General features: G+C 60.3%; 17 protein-coding genes. 4 read left to right on the forward strand and 13 right to left on the reverse strand.

The window, feature by feature from the left end; genetic code table 11:
• Positions 1–37: 37 nt before the first annotated feature.
• From rho to ACXAD0_RS01500, 11 genes are all read right to left on the reverse strand, one after another.
• Complete coding sequence (rho, locus tag ACXAD0_RS01450) at positions 38–1,297, reverse strand: transcription termination factor Rho (RefSeq protein ID WP_475086566.1); 1,260 nt, start codon at positions 1,295–1,297, stop codon at positions 38–40.
• 368 nt (positions 1,298–1,665) lie between these two features.
• Entirely contained in the window at positions 1,666–1,992 is a 327-nt protein-coding gene (gene trxA, locus ACXAD0_RS01455) for a thioredoxin TrxA (RefSeq protein ID WP_475086567.1), read from the reverse strand.
• Positions 1,993–2,173: 181 nt separating this feature from the next.
• Positions 2,174–3,352, reverse strand: a complete 1,179-nt coding sequence (gene hemW / locus ACXAD0_RS01460) for a radical SAM family heme chaperone HemW (RefSeq protein WP_475086568.1) — start codon at positions 3,350–3,352, stop codon at positions 2,174–2,176.
• A complete protein-coding gene (rdgB, locus tag ACXAD0_RS01465; protein ID WP_475086569.1) occupies positions 3,345–3,965 on the reverse strand; it encodes an RdgB/HAM1 family non-canonical purine NTP pyrophosphatase in 621 nt (206 codons plus the stop codon). Before rdgB ends, hemW begins: the two co-directional genes overlap by 8 nt.
• Before the next feature lie 107 nt (positions 3,966–4,072).
• Positions 4,073–4,525 carry a DUF4426 domain-containing protein gene (locus tag ACXAD0_RS01470; protein ID WP_475086570.1) on the reverse strand — a complete coding sequence of 151 codons (453 nt, stop codon included), beginning with the start codon at positions 4,523–4,525 and terminating at the stop codon, positions 4,073–4,075.
• Positions 4,526–4,637: 112 nt separating this feature from the next.
• A complete protein-coding gene (metW, locus tag ACXAD0_RS01475) occupies positions 4,638–5,228 on the reverse strand; it encodes a methionine biosynthesis protein MetW (RefSeq protein ID WP_475086571.1) in 591 nt (196 codons plus the stop codon).
• Positions 5,218–6,408, reverse strand: coding sequence for a homoserine O-succinyltransferase MetX (metX, locus tag ACXAD0_RS01480; protein WP_475086572.1), 1,191 nt, complete (start codon positions 6,406–6,408; stop codon positions 5,218–5,220). Before metX ends, metW begins: the two co-directional genes overlap by 11 nt.
• Before the next feature lie 144 nt (positions 6,409–6,552).
• Entirely contained in the window at positions 6,553–8,520 is a 1,968-nt protein-coding gene (locus tag ACXAD0_RS01485) for a dynamin family protein (RefSeq protein ID WP_475086573.1), read from the reverse strand.
• Positions 8,521–8,761: 241 nt separating this feature from the next.
• Positions 8,762–9,367 (reverse strand): YggT family protein, encoded by a 606-nt coding sequence (locus tag ACXAD0_RS01490; protein ID WP_475086574.1) that lies wholly within the window; start codon positions 9,365–9,367, stop codon positions 8,762–8,764.
• 41 nt (positions 9,368–9,408) lie between these two features.
• On the reverse strand, positions 9,409–10,236 hold the full coding sequence (gene proC, locus ACXAD0_RS01495) for a pyrroline-5-carboxylate reductase (RefSeq protein ID WP_475086575.1): 828 nt from the start codon (positions 10,234–10,236) through the stop codon (positions 9,409–9,411).
• 42 nt (positions 10,237–10,278) lie between these two features.
• Entirely contained in the window at positions 10,279–10,992 is a 714-nt protein-coding gene (locus ACXAD0_RS01500; RefSeq protein WP_475086576.1) for a YggS family pyridoxal phosphate-dependent enzyme, read from the reverse strand.
• A 106-nt stretch (positions 10,993–11,098) separates the two neighbouring features.
• Between ACXAD0_RS01500 and ACXAD0_RS01505 the strand changes: the two genes are divergently transcribed.
• The 3 genes from ACXAD0_RS01505 (at position 11,099) to ACXAD0_RS01515 (ending at position 14,016) form a co-directional block, all read left to right on the forward strand.
• A complete protein-coding gene (locus tag ACXAD0_RS01505) occupies positions 11,099–12,133 on the forward strand; it encodes a type IV pilus twitching motility protein PilT (RefSeq protein ID WP_475086577.1) in 1,035 nt (344 codons plus the stop codon).
• 83 nt (positions 12,134–12,216) lie between these two features.
• Positions 12,217–13,365, forward strand: a complete 1,149-nt coding sequence (locus ACXAD0_RS01510; protein WP_475086578.1) for a PilT/PilU family type 4a pilus ATPase — start codon at positions 12,217–12,219, stop codon at positions 13,363–13,365.
• Between the two features lie 21 nt (positions 13,366–13,386).
• Complete coding sequence (locus ACXAD0_RS01515) at positions 13,387–14,016, forward strand: LysE family translocator (protein ID WP_475086579.1); 630 nt, start codon at positions 13,387–13,389, stop codon at positions 14,014–14,016.
• 30 nt (positions 14,017–14,046) lie between these two features.
• Here the strand turns inward: ACXAD0_RS01515 and ACXAD0_RS01520 are convergent, their stop codons facing one another.
• Together ACXAD0_RS01520 and ACXAD0_RS01525 are read right to left on the reverse strand one after the other, a co-directional pair.
• Positions 14,047–14,838 carry a LytR/AlgR family response regulator transcription factor gene (locus ACXAD0_RS01520; protein ID WP_475086580.1) on the reverse strand — a complete coding sequence of 264 codons (792 nt, stop codon included), beginning with the start codon at positions 14,836–14,838 and terminating at the stop codon, positions 14,047–14,049.
• Positions 14,839–14,847: 9 nt separating this feature from the next.
• On the reverse strand, positions 14,848–16,047 hold the full coding sequence (locus ACXAD0_RS01525; protein ID WP_475086581.1) for a sensor histidine kinase: 1,200 nt from the start codon (positions 16,045–16,047) through the stop codon (positions 14,848–14,850).
• Between the two features lie 155 nt (positions 16,048–16,202).
• On the opposite strand from ACXAD0_RS01525, the gene argH reads away from it, so the two are divergent.
• Complete coding sequence (gene argH, locus ACXAD0_RS01530) at positions 16,203–17,630, forward strand: argininosuccinate lyase (protein WP_475086582.1); 1,428 nt, start codon at positions 16,203–16,205, stop codon at positions 17,628–17,630.
• Positions 17,631–17,703: the final 73 nt, after the last annotated feature.

Raw genomic sequence — 17,703 nt, forward strand, 5'->3', positions numbered from 1 at the left:
TCGGGCGCCTGATACAGCGCCCGAGGATAAATCAAAATTATTTTCGTTTCATGGACAGGAAGAACTCATCATTGGTCTTGAAGTCCTTCAACTTGTCAATCAGGAACTCGGTTGCGGCCAAGTCTTCCATATCGTGCAGCAACTTGCGCAGGATCCAGACGCGCTGGAGCTCGCCCTCAGGCATCAGCAGCTCTTCGCGACGGGTACCGGAACGGCGTACATTGATGGCCGGGTAAACGCGCTTCTCGGCGATCTTGCGATCCAGTTGCAGCTCCATGTTACCGGTGCCCTTGAATTCCTCAAAGATCACTTCGTCCATCTTTGAACCGGTATCAACCAGGGCTGTGGCGATAATCGACAGGCTACCGCCCTCTTCGATATTACGCGCAGCACCGAAGAAACGCTTCGGGCGTTCCAGTGCATGGGCATCGACACCACCGGTCAGTACCTTACCAGAGCTCGGCACCGTGGTGTTGTAGGCTCGCGCCAGACGCGTGATGGAGTCCAGCAGGATGACCACGTCTTTTTTGTGTTCTACGAGACGCTTGGCTTTCTCGATCACCATCTCGGCGACCTGCACGTGGCGCGCTGGCGGCTCGTCGAAGGTAGACGCGACCACTTCACCGCGAACGGAACGCTGCATCTCGGTCACTTCTTCCGGACGCTCATCGATCAACAGAACAATCAGATGGCACTCGGGGTTGTTGCGGGTAATGGCTTGCGCCATGTTCTGCAACATGATGGTTTTACCCGCCTTGGGCGGGGCAACGATAAGGCCACGCTGCCCTTTGCCGATCGGCGCCACCAGGTCGATGATCCGGCCAATCAGGTCCTCGGAAGAACCGTTGCCGCACTCCAGGGTAAGGCGATCATTGGGAAACAGCGGCGTAAGGTTTTCGAACAAAATCTTGTTGCGCGCGTTTTCCGGCTTATCAAAGTTGATTTCGCTGACCTTGAGCAGCGCAAAATAGCGCTCGCCCTCTTTGGGCGGGCGGATCTTGCCGGAAATGGAATCACCGGTACGCAGGTTGAAACGGCGAATCTGGCTGGGGGAAACGTAGATGTCATCCGGGCCCGCCAGGTAGGAAGAATCGGCGGAGCGCAAAAAACCAAAACCATCCTGAAGGATTTCGAGAACACCATCACCGTAGATGTCCTCACCGCTTTTCGCGTGGCGCTTGAGGATATTGAAAATAATATCCTGCTTGCGCGAGCGGGCGACATTCTCGAGGCCCATGCCCTTGGCGATTTCAATCAATTCTTCAATAGGTTTTGTTTTTAATTCGGATAGATTCATACCAATTGCTTTATTGAGGTTGCTTTTTCCAGCTTGCGCGGACGCGCCGGGAGTATTGGGAGGGACTTAAAAATCGAAAAGCTCGCTTTTAACCGAGTCATGCCCGTGTATAACCGGGTGCGCGAATAATCCGGAACTCTGATACTGCCTGCAACAAACTACTTACTGTAAGGATGTCACGGAAAAGTTCGACGAAATGAGTTAGCGCGCCGGGAGTTGCCTGGAACCAGGCGGGGCGACTTGATTTAGGTCAATCCGGGGGTTTATTACTTGCTCTTAATAGAGCGGTTTAAAAGATTCTGTTGCCAGTATAACGGCACTTCACCATCCTGCAAGGGGGAATTTATTCCCCCCGCAGGTACACCGGATTACAGCTGGCTGTCGATAAACTCGGCCAGCTGGGCGCGGGACAGCGCACCAACCTTCGTGCCTTCCACATTGCCGCCTTTGAACAGCAGCAGAGTGGGGATACCACGCACGTTGTATTTGGCCGGGGATTCCTTGTTGGCATCCACGTCGACCTTAACGATCTTCAGCTTGTCGCCGTAGTGACCAGCCAGATCTTCCAGTACCGGCGCGATCATCTTGCACGGACCGCACCACTGGGCCCAGAAGTCCACCAGCACGGGGCCTTCAGCCTGGAGTACTTCCTGCTCAAACTCGGCGTCGGTCACATTGACGATTGCAGCGCTCATATTCTTTTCCTGTCGTTGTGGTTAGTCGGCGCGGCACCCATGCAGGTGCCCGCACATGATAAGGACAGCCGGAGCCCGGTCGCAAGCGCAAACCGGATGCCCGGAACCCTTCCGGGCCGGCGATTCCCCCCTATCTGGGGGTCACCGGCCGCCATTTCAAGCCCCAGACCGCCGCGGCGACCTAGGGCTGCTCGAGAAATCGCTGGAGGATTTCGTCGAGGTAATCAAAGCCAAAGGTGCTGGCCGCGATCCGCGGCCCCAGTGGTTGCACCAGCTGCAGGCGCTCCAGTGAAGACCATTGTCGGGCCAGCCGCGCCAGGGGCAGACCGGTGCGTTCGGTAAAGTCCGCGACCAGAACGCCGTCAGTCAGGCGCAGGGCATTCATCAGAAACTCCAGCGGCAGCTCCTCGATCGCGACCTCTTCCGTGATCGGCAGGGCCAGCTCACCCGACGCTGCCTGCGGGATATCCAGGTAGTGACGCGGCGCTCGGGTGCGCCGGCTGCGCAACACCTGCCCTATCTCCGGCAGGGTAATCTTACCGTGGGCCCCGGCACCGACGCCGAGATAGTCACCGAAGGTCCAGTAATTGATGTTATGCCGCGACTGCCGTCCAGACTGGCTGTACGCCGACACCTCATAGCGGGCAAACCCCTGCATGGCCAGGTATTCACGGCCACTACCCTGCATGGACACAATATGGGCGGGCCCGGGGACCACCGGCGGTGCGCTGTAAAAGGCGGTATTCGGCTCAATTGTCAGCTGGTACCAGGAGAGGTGCTCTGGCTCCAGGGCCACCGCCCGGCGCAGGTCCGCCAGGGCCTCCTCTTCACTCTGTTCGGGCAACCCGTGCATCAGGTCGAGATTGATATTGTCGAAGCCCGCGCGGCGGGCCATCCCCACCGCCGCGGAGGCCTCATCACCGGAGTGGATACGCCCCAGATTATCCAACTGGCGGGCGTCGAAGCTCTGGATGCCGATAGACAGCCGATTGACCCCGGCAGCGCGAAACCCGGAAAATTTCTGCTGTTCGAACGTGCCCGGATTGGCCTCCAGGGTGATTTCGATATCCGGCTCGAAGCCGACAATGCGCTCGGCCGCCGAGAGAATTTCGCCAATCGCACTGGCGGAAAACAGACTCGGCGTACCGCCACCGAAAAAGATCGACCCCAGTCGACGCCCCTGGGCCCAGGCCGACTGACTACCCAGATCCCGAGCCAACTGAGCCACGTAGTCCGCTTCCGGCAGAGACTCGCCGGCCGCATGGGAGTTGAAATCACAGTAGGGGCATTTGCGCACACACCAGGGGATGTGCACATACAGGCTCAGCGGCGGCAACTGCAAGGCAAGGGAATCAGCCAAGTGCGGCCCCCGTACCGATCTGGGCCTGCCAGAGCCTGGAAAATTCGACCACGGCCAGGGCACGATGGCTCAGCTGGTTCTTGCGTTCGCGCGGCAACTGCGCCGAGGTCATGCCTTCCGATTCGACAAAAAACAGCGGATCGTAGCCAAAACCCTGCTCGCCGGCAGGCTCAGCCAGAATGCGCCCGCGCCACTGGGCAGTGCACACCAGCGGAATCGGGTCATCGGCACTGCGCACAAACGCTAGCGCGCAGTAAAAGCTCGCCCCACGCTGCGTCTCCGCAACACCCTCGAGCGCACGCAATAGCTTTGCGTTGTTGTCGGCGTCGGAGGCACCCGGACCCGAATAGCGCGCGGAATAAATACCCGGCGCACCATCCAGCGCATCGACCGCCAGGCCCGAGTCATCCGCCAGCGCTGGCAGTCCACTGATGCGGCTCGCGTGGCGCGCCTTGAGCAGGGCGTTCTCAATAAAACTCAGCCCGGTCTCGTCAGCATCGCTGACATTAAATTCAGATTGGGGCACTACCTGGATCCCCCAATCGGCAAAGATTTGGGAAAACTCACGCAGTTTGCCGGCGTTGCCACTGGCCAGGACAATTTTATCGATCATCAGAGGTCGGGTTCTTTCAATGCTGTGTGACGGGGAGGGACAGATGCGCACGAAAAAAGCGAGCGCAGGCGCTCGCTTTCGCTGATCATCGCGCGACGGTCGCGCCGCTATCGATCCAACTTGCGGCGGAACGTGAGCCGCTCGGAGCGGCCATCGGGAAGCACCACGTCGATATTGAACGTCAGCGTTTCCTCGTCTTCAAAACGCAGCGGCGCCAGGTAATAGACGGCATCGCCCTCACGAATTTCCTGGAAATCCAGGGAGCGGGACTGCTGGATCAGGTTGGTCGCGGTACCGGCCAGCTCCGCGCTGAGCCCGTGCTGCCCACCATCCTTTTTCACCACCGCAATATTCACGAAGGCACGATCATTGGCACGCACCAGCTGATAGGTTTTGGCGATATCCGGATTGATAAATTCACTATCAAATACGGAATACATTACGCGGTAATCACCAAAATCTTTGTGACTCTTGATGACTTTGGCTTCCTGCGCGGTAGCACTGGCGGCCGCCCACAGCAGTGTGGCTGCGGCGACGAAGGCAGTCAGGATGCGTTTCACGGTGCACCTCCTCGGTGGCGACGATGATTTTGTCGTGTGCAGCCCTGCCGCCCGGTCCGGGCCCACGGCAATTTGGCGCACATTTATTCGTGCTCTTTTCAGTTTAGCCAGTTTAGCGAGTCAGGTGGTAAATTGCTGTCTCACCAAACAGATTGGGAGAAAAGTCCTGCAACAGTTTGCTGCCGGTGGATTCTGACACTACCTGCCGGTGCAGAACAGTCCAGCCGTTCTCCTTACACAGCATGTCGAAATCCCTGAAGGTACAAAAGTGAATATTGGGCGTGTTGTACCACTCGTAAGGTAATAAATCGGATACCGGCATCCGCCCGGAAAACGTAAGGTGCCAGCGGGCCCGCCACTGACCGAAATTGGGGAACGTAATAATACATTCGCGCCCGACCCGCAGCATTTCCCTGACCACCCGATGTGGCTGGCGCAGCGTCTGCAGCGCCTGGGTCATGACAACGGTATCAAAGCTGTCATCGGCGAAATTCCCCAGCCCATCGTCCAGGTTTTGCTCGATCACATTGACCCCGCGCTGAATGCAGCGCTCAATCTCGTGCGGGTCAATTTCCAGGCCGTAACCGGTCACCTGCTTGTGGCTGGCGAGCCGCTCGAGCAGCGCGCCATCGCCGCAACCCAGGTCGAGCACGCGGCTCTGCTGGGCAATCCACGGCTGGATAATATTGAGATCAATACGCATCGTCGCCCTCCGACTTTTTGCACTCACTGGCGACCCGCAACATATAGCTGCGGAAGACACGCTGATAGCGATCATTGGGCAAAAGGAAGGCGTCGTGGCCCATTGGCGACTCCACCTCGGCATAACTGACGGCTTTGTTGGCATGCATCAGTGCATCGGCAATTTCGCGCGAACGCTCCGGCGCAAAGCGCCAGTCTGAGGTAAATGAGACCAGCAGGAATTGGCACTGCGCGTGGCGAAAGGCCGCCACCGGGTCGTCGCCATACTCTCGGGCCAGATCAAAGTAATCGAGCGCACGGGTCATCAGGATATACGTATTGGGATCGAAACTGCCGGAGAAGGAGTCACCCTGGTAACGCAGGTAGCTCTGCACCTGAAATTCCACCTGCTCCTCAACGCCGATGTCGAAAGTACCCGAGCGCAACTCGCGGCCGAATTTTTTCCCCAGGCCATCATCCGACAGGTAGGTAATGTGGCCGATCATACGCGCCACCGCGAGTCCGCGCCGGGGCAGGGTACCCTCTTCCAGATAGCGGCCATGGCGGAAATCCGGATCGGAGGTAATCGCCTGGCGCGCCGTCTCATTGAACGCAATATTCTGTGCGGAGAGCTTCATCGCGGAGGCAATCACCACGCAATGACGCAGCCGGTCGGGATATTCCAGGGCCCAGCGCATCGCCTGCATGCCACCGAGACTGCCGCCGATCACTGCAGCCCACTGCTGAATTCCCAAAAGGTCGGCGAGGCGCGCCTGACTGTTCACCCAGTCGCGTGCACGCAGCATGGGGAAGTCGGGCCCCCAGGGCTTACCGGTTTGCGGGTTGGTGGAAGCGGGTCCGGTCGAACCGTGGCAGCCGCCCAGATTATTGAGGGCAACCACAAAAAATCGATCGGTATCGATGGGTTTGCCGGGGCCGATGTAGTTGTCCCACCAGCCCGGTCGCTTGTCGTCCTCGCTATGCCGGCCAGCGGCATGATGATGACCAGACAGCGCGTGGCAAATCAGCACCGCGTTGCTGTGATCGGCGTTCAGTTCACCATAGGTCTCATAGACCAGGGTGTACTCTTCGAGGGTGCGGCCACAGGCGAGTTCCAGCGGCTCGGTAAAGGTATGACTTTGCGGCTTGACGATGCCGACGGAGCCAGGGTCCGTGGCAGGTCGCTCGGTGGCACTTGGCACTAAAAATTTTCCGTTCGGTTTGCGTTTTCCTTCGCGGCGCGCCGCAGGCGGCGCCCTGCCTTCAGGCAGCGGCCAAGTGTACGGACCGGCTTGGTGGAATACAAATGGTGCACCCGGCAGCCAATGGCCGCCGGGCTGGCGTCGTTAACCCGCTGCGCTTGCCTTGAGCGGGGTGACATTATCGGCGACCGGAGCCGGCGCCACGGGATGCGGCGCGGCCCCACCACTCAACAGCAGCTCTTCGAGGGACTCCAGAGCGCGACCATTGCGTAGAATTTCCTCTTCGAGCACGCGCAGATCAGTGCGCTGCACCTGGGTCTTCTGCTTCAGCTCAGTCAGCTTGATCATGTGCCGGTTGAGCAGATGCTTCTGGTACTGGGCATGCTGCTTGAGCGGCTCCAGTGCCTGATCCAGCCATCCGTCGGCAGCAGAAATCAACTGGCTGTACATACGGCCCACCTCACTGGCGAGCGTATCGAGGAAACGCTCGGTGAGACGGTCGCGGCGAGCCAACAGCAATTGTGGCGAGCGACGTAACTGCGCCGCCTGACGATGCAGGCCCCGCAGCGCCAGGCGGAAACCACCGATATCGAAATGCTGCTCCTGCGCCTCGGCAATATCCAGCGATGAACGCTCGAAAATGGCATCGAGTACCCGATTCGATTGCTCCACTTCGCCTTCGAGGGCGCCCATCTGCTGGTCCACACCCAGCATGAAGTCATCGATTGCGCGGGCGAGACCGAGTGGTGTCCAGCGCTCATTCAGCGCCTGACGGGTGTCATCGATCAGGCGCTGCAGCTGCTGGCTGGACACTGGATTCATCAAGGCCATGCGCTGTCGGCCCAGAACCTTCTGGCTGGACTTGAGCATCAGCAATTCCTGATGCAGGACGCGATGCTGCGCTGTGGCCGTCTGCTGCAGCTGTTCCAGCTCCTGCAGCTGTCCGGCATCAGTGCCCCCACTCTGCTGCAGGTGCTCTAGCGCTGCGCGGCCACTGTTGAGGCGACGCTTGAGCATGTCGCGGGTATCGGCCATCAGAGTCAGGGCCTGATGCACCGCACGATGCTCGCTGATTTTCTGGCGGTGCTCCATCAGGCGCTGCACCAGCATTTCTTCGAAGTCGGCAAAGTGGCTATCGGCCAGTAGCGCTTCGTCCTGCTGCTGACGCGCCAACAAAGCCTGTTTGGCAGAGACACCGACAACACTTTCCATCGGCAGCTCGAGTAATTTGGCCACCTGCGCACGCATGCCCCGCAGCAGCTCCTCAGAATCCTCATCAGGATCACCCCAGAGACTGTCGATCTTGTTGAGCAACGCCATCACCGCAGTACCGCGATGCTCGCGCAGCGGCACCAGATGGGTCTCCCACATGTTCAGGTCGGTCCCGGTCACACCGGCATCGGCAGACAGCAGGAACGCCACCGCTTGTGCACTGGGCAGGGTGCTGAGTGTCAGCTCGGGCTCGTTGCCGAGCGCGTTGAGTCCAGGCGTATCGAGGATGCGCAAGCCCTGGGCAAGCAGTGGATGCGGCAACGCAATCAGCGCATAGCGCCATGCGGGGATTTCCACCAGACTGCCCTTGCTGTCCAGGTGGCGACGATCAAAACCAAAACGGGCCGCCTCTTCCGGCGTCACCGACTTGGTCTCCGCCACCCGCATCAACGCCTCACGGGTAGCATTGGCATCATCGGCGTCAAATTCGTGAGTGACCCACTTCTGCGGGATCTTGCGAAAGCTTTCCAGCGTGGTGTTGGTGCCGAGCGTCTCGATAGGCAGCAGTCGCAAACTGGCCTGCGTCCGGCCATCGCTGTAAATCTCGGTCGGGCACATGGTGGTGCGTCCGGGGCGGGATGGCAGCAGGCGCTTGCCGTAGGTATGGGACAACAAGGCATTAATCAGCTCGGTCTTGCCCCGAGAAAACTCCCCCACCAGCGCCAATGTGAACTGATCTTCCTGTAACAGGCTTCGGGCCTGGGCGACTACCTGGCGAGCACCCGCAGAATTGGGGAAATGCTCCTGCAGCCAGGTACTGAACGCGGCAAACTGGCCATCGAGGCCCTTTTTCCAGCGGTCATAGTTAGCAATATGCTGTCGCAAAATAGCGTCTTCCATGTAGCAGTGTTCTTATCATTGGTCTTGTGGGGAACCCAACATTTTCAACCAAAACACGCCCGCAGGAAAGCGCTCCAATGCGCAATTTTCAACAAAACTGCATGGATAACACCCAAAAATCGGCAGTTTGCAGGGCACTACAGGTGATGGGCCCGAGGCAAAGCACAAGTAATGACAAAGCCGGTCGGCGGCGGTACGCCGCGGGAGGCGGCGCACCACGATTGTGCGGTCAGTGGATTGCTTAGAACGGGATATGCCAGAAGAGGCTCTGGGCAAATGGCGGCATATTTGCGGCCAGCGCAAACCCTTGCAGCAAGCGGTCGATCACTCCCAGCAGGATAAACACGAAGATCGGGCTGATATCGATCACTCCCAGAGACGGAATCAGCTTGCGCACCGGGCCGCACACTGGCTCCAACAACTGATGCAGCAGCACCAGCGCCGGATGATGGCTCTGCGGTGCGATCCAGCTGAAGACAATCGAAATCAGCATGCCCACGAACAGCATCGCCACCAATGTCTTCATGCAGCCGATCAGCGACCACAACAGGGCACTCAGTGGATTCACCAGGCCGGCGCCAATCATCAGGCCACACACGAGGATCATCGCCGTCCCCACCAGCAGTGCCAGCACCAGCGAAGCCATATCCAGCCCAAACAGACCGGGCACCACCTTGCGCAGCGGCAACAATAGCGGGTTGGTCACCTTGACCACGCCCTGCGAAATCGGATTATAAAAATCGGCGCGCGCCAGCTGCAGCAGGAAGCGCAGCAGCACCGCGAACAGGAACAGGATGCCAATGGTAGCGACCAGGAAGACGCCGATATTGCTGAAGGTATTACCCATGAATGATCCTTATTGGGTGATTTATGCTTTGCCGGTACCGTCTACTGATCGAGCTCACGCGCCATTTCGGCTGCGCGCGCAGCGCAATCCGCCATCGCCTGCTCGACCAGTTCGGGCAGTCCGCCCTGCTGGAAGCGGGACACTGCGCGCTCGGTGGTACCGTTGGGGGACATGACATTGCGCTTCAACTGCGCCACATCCACATCGCTTGCCACCGCAAGTTTCGCCGCCCCCAGAGCGGTTTGCAAGGTGAGCCGCTCGGCGTCAGCACGCTTCATGCCCGCCTTTTCGGCAGCGTCGATCATCGATTCCATAAACTGGAAATAATAGGCAGGCCCCGATCCTGACACAGCAATGACCTGATCGATACCGGACTCCTCATCGACCCACAGGGCGATGCCCACCGCCTCTGCCATCCGCGTGGCGATCTGGATATGTGCATCGCTCACGCCCGCTCCCGCATACAGACCGGTGACGCCGGTACCTACTAACGCCGGCGTATTGGGCATGGCTCGCACAATCGGCACATCGGCGCCCAGCCAGCGCTGGTACGCGGAAAGCGGAATACCGGCCGCCAGGGTAATCACCAGCGGCTTGCGCGCGCGCACCTGCGGCGCAATGCCGGCACACAGTTCCTTCATGCCCTGCGGTTTGACCGACAGCACCAGTACGTCGGCCTGTGCTACGGCGGTTTCATTGTCAGAGGTGACCTGCACCCCGGTTTGATGGGCAAAATCAGCCAGTTTCTGCTCATCGCGACCCGTCGCCACAATGTTGTCGGCCGGATAGCCACTGGCGATCAGCCCCCCAACGACCGCGCCCGCCATATTGCCGGCACCGCCAATAAACACCATGTTTTCCACAGACATCCGCTTTCCTGTTTCTTGTATCAAAGTTTGCCGCACCAGCGATCACGCTGGCTCGGACGGATAGGCACGCCGGCCAAAAATATCGGTACCGACACGAACTATGGTCGCACCGCTGGCGATCGCAGCTTCCAGATCGCCGGACATCCCCATCGACAGGGTATCCAGCGACTGTCCCGGCAAAGACTCGCGCAGGGAGGCCAGCAGGCCCGCGAGCTGCGCGAACGGTGCGCACTGCGCGGCAAACCCCTCACGCTTCGCCGGGATCGCCATCAATCCACGCAGACGCAGACCCGGCAGTGCTGCCACCGCCCTGGCCAATTCCAGCACCGCGCCGGGGGCAACGCCCGATTTGCTGTCCTCGCCATCGACATTGACCTGGAGACACACATTGAGAGGTGCCATCCCGGGCGGGCGCTGCGCAGACAAGCGCCGGGCGATTTTTGCCCGGTCGAGGGTATGCATCCAGTGAAACTGTTCTGCCACGGTGCGCGATTTGTTCGACTGCAGCGGCCCGATGAAGTGCCAGATGATGTCGAGATCCGCCAGCGCCGCCTGCTTCTCCTGGGCTTCCTGCAGGTAGTTTTCGCCAAAGTGACGCTGGCCCGCCTCGTACGCGACCCGCAGGTCTGCTGCCGGCCGGGTTTTGGAGACCGCCAACAGGGTCACAGAGCCCGGTTCGCGTGCGCTTTTCGTGCAACTTGTGACAATCCGCTCACCCACGCGATTCAGGTTTTCGATGATCTCGGCTTTGCGCATATACTAACTCCCTCTGTCCGGGGGATGGCCCAACCGCGTGTTCGGCCGGCCTGACAATCAGGGCGCAAAGTTTACCCGAGGCCCAACAGAACAATAAGGTAGCAGTATGGACATTACAGAACTCCTCGCTTTCAGTGCCAAGCAGAACGCCTCCGACTTACACCTTTCCGCCGGTCTTCCACCGATGATCCGTGTGGATGGCGATGTGCGCCGTATCAACCTGCCGCCCATGGAGCACAAAGAAGTCCACGCGCTGATCTACGAGATCATGAACGACAAGCAGCGCAAGGACTACGAGGAGTTCCTCGAGACCGACTTCTCCTTCGAGGTGCCCGGTGTTGCCCGCTTCCGTGTGAATGCGTTCAACCACAACCGCGGTGCCGGTGCCGTGTTCCGGACCATTCCATCCAAGGTACTGACCATGGATGACCTGGGCATGGGCCAGGTATTCCGCCAGATTTCCGATACCCCGCGCGGCCTGGTATTGGTGACCGGCCCCACCGGTTCGGGCAAGTCCACCACGCTGGCGGCGATGATGGACTACATCAACGACAACAAATACGAGCACATCCTCACCATTGAGGACCCGATTGAATTCGTCCACGAATCCAAGAAATGCCTGGTCAACCAGCGGGAAGTACACCGCGACACCCACGGCTTTGCCGAGGCCCTGCGCTCTGCGCTGCGTGAAGACCCGGATATCATTCTGGTGGGTGAGATGCGGGACCTGGAGACTATCCGCCTCGCCCTGACTGCGGCGGAAACCGGCCACCTGGTGTTCGGCACCCTGCACACCACTTCAGCCGCCAAGACCATCGACCGTGTGGTGGACGTATTCCCCGCGGAAGAAAAGGCCATGGTGCGTTCGATGCTGTCGGAATCCCTGCAGGCAGTTATCTCGCAGACACTAATGAAGAAAAGTGGCGGCGGCCGTGTGGCGGCCCACGAGATCATGCGCGGTACCCCTGCGATCCGAAACCTGATCCGCGAGGACAAGATTGCGCAGATGTACTCGGCCATCCAGACCGGCGCCAGCGTGGGCATGCAGACCATGGACCAGTGCCTGCAGGACCTGGTTGAGCGCCGCATCATCGCCCGCGAGGTTGCACGCGAGAAGGCCAAGATGCCCGAGAACTTCTAACCGGCTGCGACAACACGCAGCCCGCGGCACCTGCCGCCGGCACATGTCGTGCCCACACAACAGAATAATTTGCGGTGACAACGATGGATATAGAACGACTTTTACAGCTGGTAGTAGAGAAAGGGGCATCGGACCTGTTTATTACCGCCGGTGTACCACCCTCCGCCAAGATCCACGGTAAAGTCGTGCCCCTGAGCAGCACGCCACTGCCACCGGAAAAAGCCCGCGAGCTGGTGGTCGGCACCATGAGCGAGAAGCAGCGCCGCGAGTTCGCCGAGCACAAGGAGCTGAACTTCGCCATCGCGGTGCGCAACGTGGGCCGCTTCCGGGTATCTGCGTTTTTCCAGCGCAATCTGGTGGGCATGGTCCTACGTCGCATCGAAACCAAGATTCCCACCATTGATGGGCTGGGGCTGCCCGAGATCATCAAGGATCTCTCCATGACCAAGCGCGGCCTGATTATTTTTGTGGGCGCCACCGGTACGGGTAAGTCCACCTCGCTGGCGTCGATGGTCGGTCATCGCAACGAGCACTCCCGCGGCCATATCATCTCCATCGAGGACCCGATCGAATTCGTGCATCAGCACCGCGGCTGTATCGTCACACAGCGGGAGGTGGGCCTCGATACGGAATCCTTCGAGGTCGCCCTGAAGAACACCCTCCGTCAGGCCCCCGACGTCATTCTGATTGGTGAGGTGCGGACCCGCGAAACCATGGAGCACGCGATCGCGTTCGCCGAAACCGGTCACCTGTGCCTGTGCACCCTACACGCCAACAACGCCAACCAGGCGCTCGACCGGATCATCCACTTCTTCCCGGCGGACCGCCACCAGCAGCTGTGGATGGACCTGTCCCTCAACCTGAAGGCAATGGTCGCGCAGCAACTGGTGCCCACGCCCGATGGTGAGGGACGTCGCGCGTGTCTGGAAATTCTGCTCAATACCCCGCTGGCCTCCGACCTGATCCGCAAGGCCGAGGTGCACAAGCTCAAGGAACTGATGAAGCGTTCCAATGAGCAGGGCATGCAGACCTTCGACCAGGCCCTGTACGAGCTGTATGACCGCGGCGAGATCACCTATGAAGATGCGCTCGCACACGCCGATTCTGCCAACGACCTGCGCCTGATGATCAAGCTCAAGTCCGAGTCCGACGCAGAATACCTGAACGATGCCGCCGGCGAGCTGAGCCTGCAGGGCGAATCGGACGAGTACAGCGGGCCGAAGCTCTACTAACGCCCCCAACGGAAGACAAGGATGTCCACTACCGCCCTGTTTGCCCTGTTTGGTGCAATGCTGCTACTCGCTGTGGTGCCGGGTCCCGGCGTACTGGCGGTAACCAGCCGCGCAGTCAGCGGGGGCTTCGCCCATGGCGCATCTACAACTCTGGGGGTAGTCCTTGGGGACTATGTATTTGTGCTGCTGTCCATTGCCGGGCTGGCGCTGGTAGCGGAGACAATGGCAAGCGTGTTTCTGGTGATCAAATACCTGGGCGCTGGCTACCTGATCTGGCTCGGTATCAGCCTGATACGCACGAAGCCAACTGCCGCCGAGGCACCACACACTCGCTCGCCCTCCCATCACAGCAGCATTCTACTGGGGCTGACCACCACACTGGGCAATCCCAAGGCAATACTGTTCTACGCCAGTTTCTTTCCCGCGTTTGTGGACCTGGGCACCCTGCAGGGGAGCGATATTCTGGCCATTCTGGCAGTGATCACCCTCGCGCTGGGCTGCGTCAAACTGACCTATGCCTGGCTGGCGATCAGCGCCAGCAGCCATCTCCGCGCGCGCTTCAATGAGAATCCACAGGCATCGCGAATGCTGAACCTGGTGGCCGGTGGGGTACTCGTCGGAGGGGGGGCCTATATCGCGGCACGCAGCTAGCAGCGCACTGCACAGCGTCCGTCAATCTTGCTAGCTGAATTCCAGCAGTGCGGACTTCACCCCGGCGAGCATGCGACGGCTGACCAGAGGCTCCTCCTCGGTGCCCTCGAGCTGCACCCGGTAGTGATTGCCGTCGCGACGCAAACCGGATACGTGCTCGACGGACACCAGCGCATTGCGATGCACACGCAGGAATTGTGTCGGGTAGAGGGTCTCGAGCTCTTTCAGGGTCTGATCGAGAATGGTCTCACCCCCATCGTGGTGAGCGACCACATACTTGCTGTCGGCAACAAAACAGCGAATTCGCGCGGGCTCCAGCAATTCTACCCCGCGACGACTGACAGCACGGATTCGCGCCGTGTTGACTCCAGAAGTGACACGGGCCGATTCAGTCTGCGCGCCGGCTTCCGCCAGCAAGCGATGCTGGGCACGGGTCAGGCGTTGTGCCTTGTGAATCGCCGCGGACAACTGCTCGAGGGTGACCGGCTTTAACAGGTAGCCCACTGCCGCGGTGGCGAACGCGGGCAGTGCAAATTCGTCATGGGCCGTACAGAAGATAATGGCGGGAGGGTACTCAAGCGCACTCAGTTGCTGCGCCAGCTCCAGCCCATTGTCGCCGGGCATTTCAATATCCAGCAGCACCAGATCGGGATCGAGGCGCTCCACTGCCAGCAGCGCTGACTCGGCGTCTTCGGCCACACCGAGCAACTCGACGTGATCGACAGAGCTCAACTGACGCGCCAGACGGGCGCGCGCGAGCGGCTCGTCATCGACGATCAGGACGCCAAGATCCGTCAAAGTCTGTACCGCTGGCGATGTCATCTCTGCATTCTACCCCTCGGGCCGCAGCGGCGCAGTTGCCGTCGGCAGCGGTTCTTCTGTCAGCGGTTCGGCCTTGCCGCTCGCAATCGGCTGCGCTGGCAGCACAATGTGCACACGATAGCGACCCGCACCTGCAACCGCCTCAAATTTGGCGCCCTGTGCGTAGTGGGCAGCGAGACGCTGGCGAATATTCTCCAAGGCTATGCCATTTCCGCGAACGGAATCCGTGGTCTCGTTCACGGGCGCCGCTTCGGGAAGTGGATTTTCCACCACAATCGAGACGGCGTTGCCGACCACCTCAATACTCACCCGGATGGTTCCGCCTCCACGCAAGCGCGCCACGCCGTGTAAAACGGCATTCTCCAGTAAGGGCTGCAGCAACATTGAGGGCACTGCCATACGGCCTACCTCCGCTTCCACCTGCCAGTCCTGCTGGAGTCGTGCCCCCAGGCGCAGGGCCTCAATCTGCAGGTAGCGCTGGGCCAGCGCCACTTCCTGCTCGAGCGGGACCAGACGCGCATCCGCCAGGCTCGCGCGGAACAGGGCGCACAGGTCTTCCACCAAACGCTCGGCGCGCTCCGGATCGACAGAAATCAGGCTCGCCACGCTGTTCATACTATTGAAGAGAAAATGCGGCCGAATCCGCGATTGCAAGGCATCAATGCGCGCACCCAGCTCAGCGCGCTGCTGGTTGCGCAGCTGCTGCTGTACATACGCATAACGCAGCACCACCCCGGCACAGATGGCCCCCAACAGGAAGTTGCCACCCAGACGCCACAGATCCAGGGAAACCTGGGCGACATAGGCCAGCCAGGCCTGTTCGAGTGCGGTCACGCCCAGCAGCACCGCCAGCACGACCGTATAACTCAGGGCGCCCGCCGCGCGCACTGGCATACGCGCCAGGCGCGGGCGCAGTCGACACAAAATGGCCGCTGAGGGGAGGATTGCCCACTGCACCGTCAGGGAAATCAGGCCGAGACGCTGCCAGCTGAAATCCCGCAGGCCATCCACAGCCAGCACCAGCACCAGCGCGAGCAGCTCACCCATGAGCACCAGCACGGCCAGCGAGGTGACGCTGCAGAGGTCAGGGATAAAGGGCTCTCGGTTCGTCGGCGCGGCAGAAGACGCAGAATCTTTGCCATCAGGGGCAGTTTCGCGAATTTGCTGCGCTATAATGCCCGCCGGCCCAGCGGGCCCTGGGATAGTCATACCACGTTATTCTTGCTTGATCGGTTGCTGTTATTGTCGGTCGTCACAGCGACTTCCCGAAGATACCGCCATCCACCGGTCACTTCCACCACTGCGATGCTGACTGGCAATATCGGACCCGCGACCAGAACACCGTTACGCGCAACAGAGGCACCATGAGTAAAGAAGACCAGTCCACCCCAGCCAATCCGTCCGCCAACCCCGCCGCCAAACTCTGGGGGGGCCGCTTCAGCGAGGCGACCGATGCCTTTGTGGAACGCTTTACTGCCTCAGTGATGTTCGACCAGCGTATGGCGCTGGAGGATATCCAGGGGTCTCTGGCCCATGCACAGATGCTGTCGGAAGTGGGTGTGTTGACCGGCGATGAATACCAGCAGATTGCCGATGGCCTCAAGGCGATCGCCGGCGAAATTGAAGCCGGCGAGTTCCCCTGGTCAGTGCAACTCGAAGACGTGCACATGAACATCGAGGCACGCCTCACTGACCGCATCGGTGCCACCGGCAAAAAACTGCATACCGGACGCTCGCGCAACGACCAGGTCGCGACCGATATCCGCCTTTGGCTGCGCAACCGCATCGATGCGATCGCGGCAGAACTGACCCGTCTGCAGACCGGTCTGGTCGACCTTGCCGAGCGCGAGGCCGACACCATCATGCCCGGATTCACCCATCTGCAGTCTGCCCAGCCGGTGACCTTTGGCCACCACCTGCTGGCCTGGAACGAGATGCTGACGCGCGACTATGAGCGCCTGCAGGACTGCCGCAAGCGCGTCAATCGCTCGCCGCTCGGCGCTGCCGCACTGGCGGGCACCAGCTACCCGATCAATCGGGCCCGCACCGCGGAGCTACTCGGCTTTGACGCACCCACCGAGAACTCCCTCGATTCCGTGAGCGACCGTGACTTCGCCATCGAATTCTGCAGCTTCGCCGCACTGCTGCTCACGCACCTGAGCCGTGCCAGCGAAGAACTGGTGCTGTGGACCTCCAGCCAGTTCGACTTTATCGACCTGCCGGACCGTTTTTGTACCGGCTCATCCATCATGCCGCAGAAGAAAAATCCCGATGTGCCGGAACTGGTACGTGGCAAAACCGGCCGTGTTAATGGACACCTGATCGCCCTGCTGACCCTGATGAAAAGCCAGCCGCTGGCGTACAACAAAGACAATCAGGAAGACAAAGAGCCGCTGTTCGATGCGGCCGATACGGCACTCGATTGCCTGCGCGCCTTCGCCGACATGGCGCCGGCACTTCAGGCCAAAAAGGACAATATGCTCGCGGCCGCGGCCAAAGGGTTTTCCACAGCCACCGACCTGGCCGACTACCTGGTACGCAAGGGCGTCGCCTTCCGTGATGCCCACGAGATTGTCGGCCAGTCAGTGGCGTTTGCGATCGAGCAGGACAAGGACCTGTCTGAGTTGAGCCTGGAACAACTGCAGCAATTTTCCGGCGACATTGGCGACGATGTCTTCGAGGTGCTGACCCTGGAAGGTTCGGTCGCCGCCCGCGACCACATTGGCGGTACCGCGCCCAACCAGGTCCGCGCTGCCTGTGCCCGTGCGCGCGCGCTGATCGAGGCCCGCTAAATTACCCGCAGGGCCGGCGCGATGCCGGCCCTGCCATAATTCGCCACAATTCATCCTGCGCCCGCCCGAAACT

It is taken from the genome of Microbulbifer sp. ABF4_148 (genome assembly GCF_056158985.1).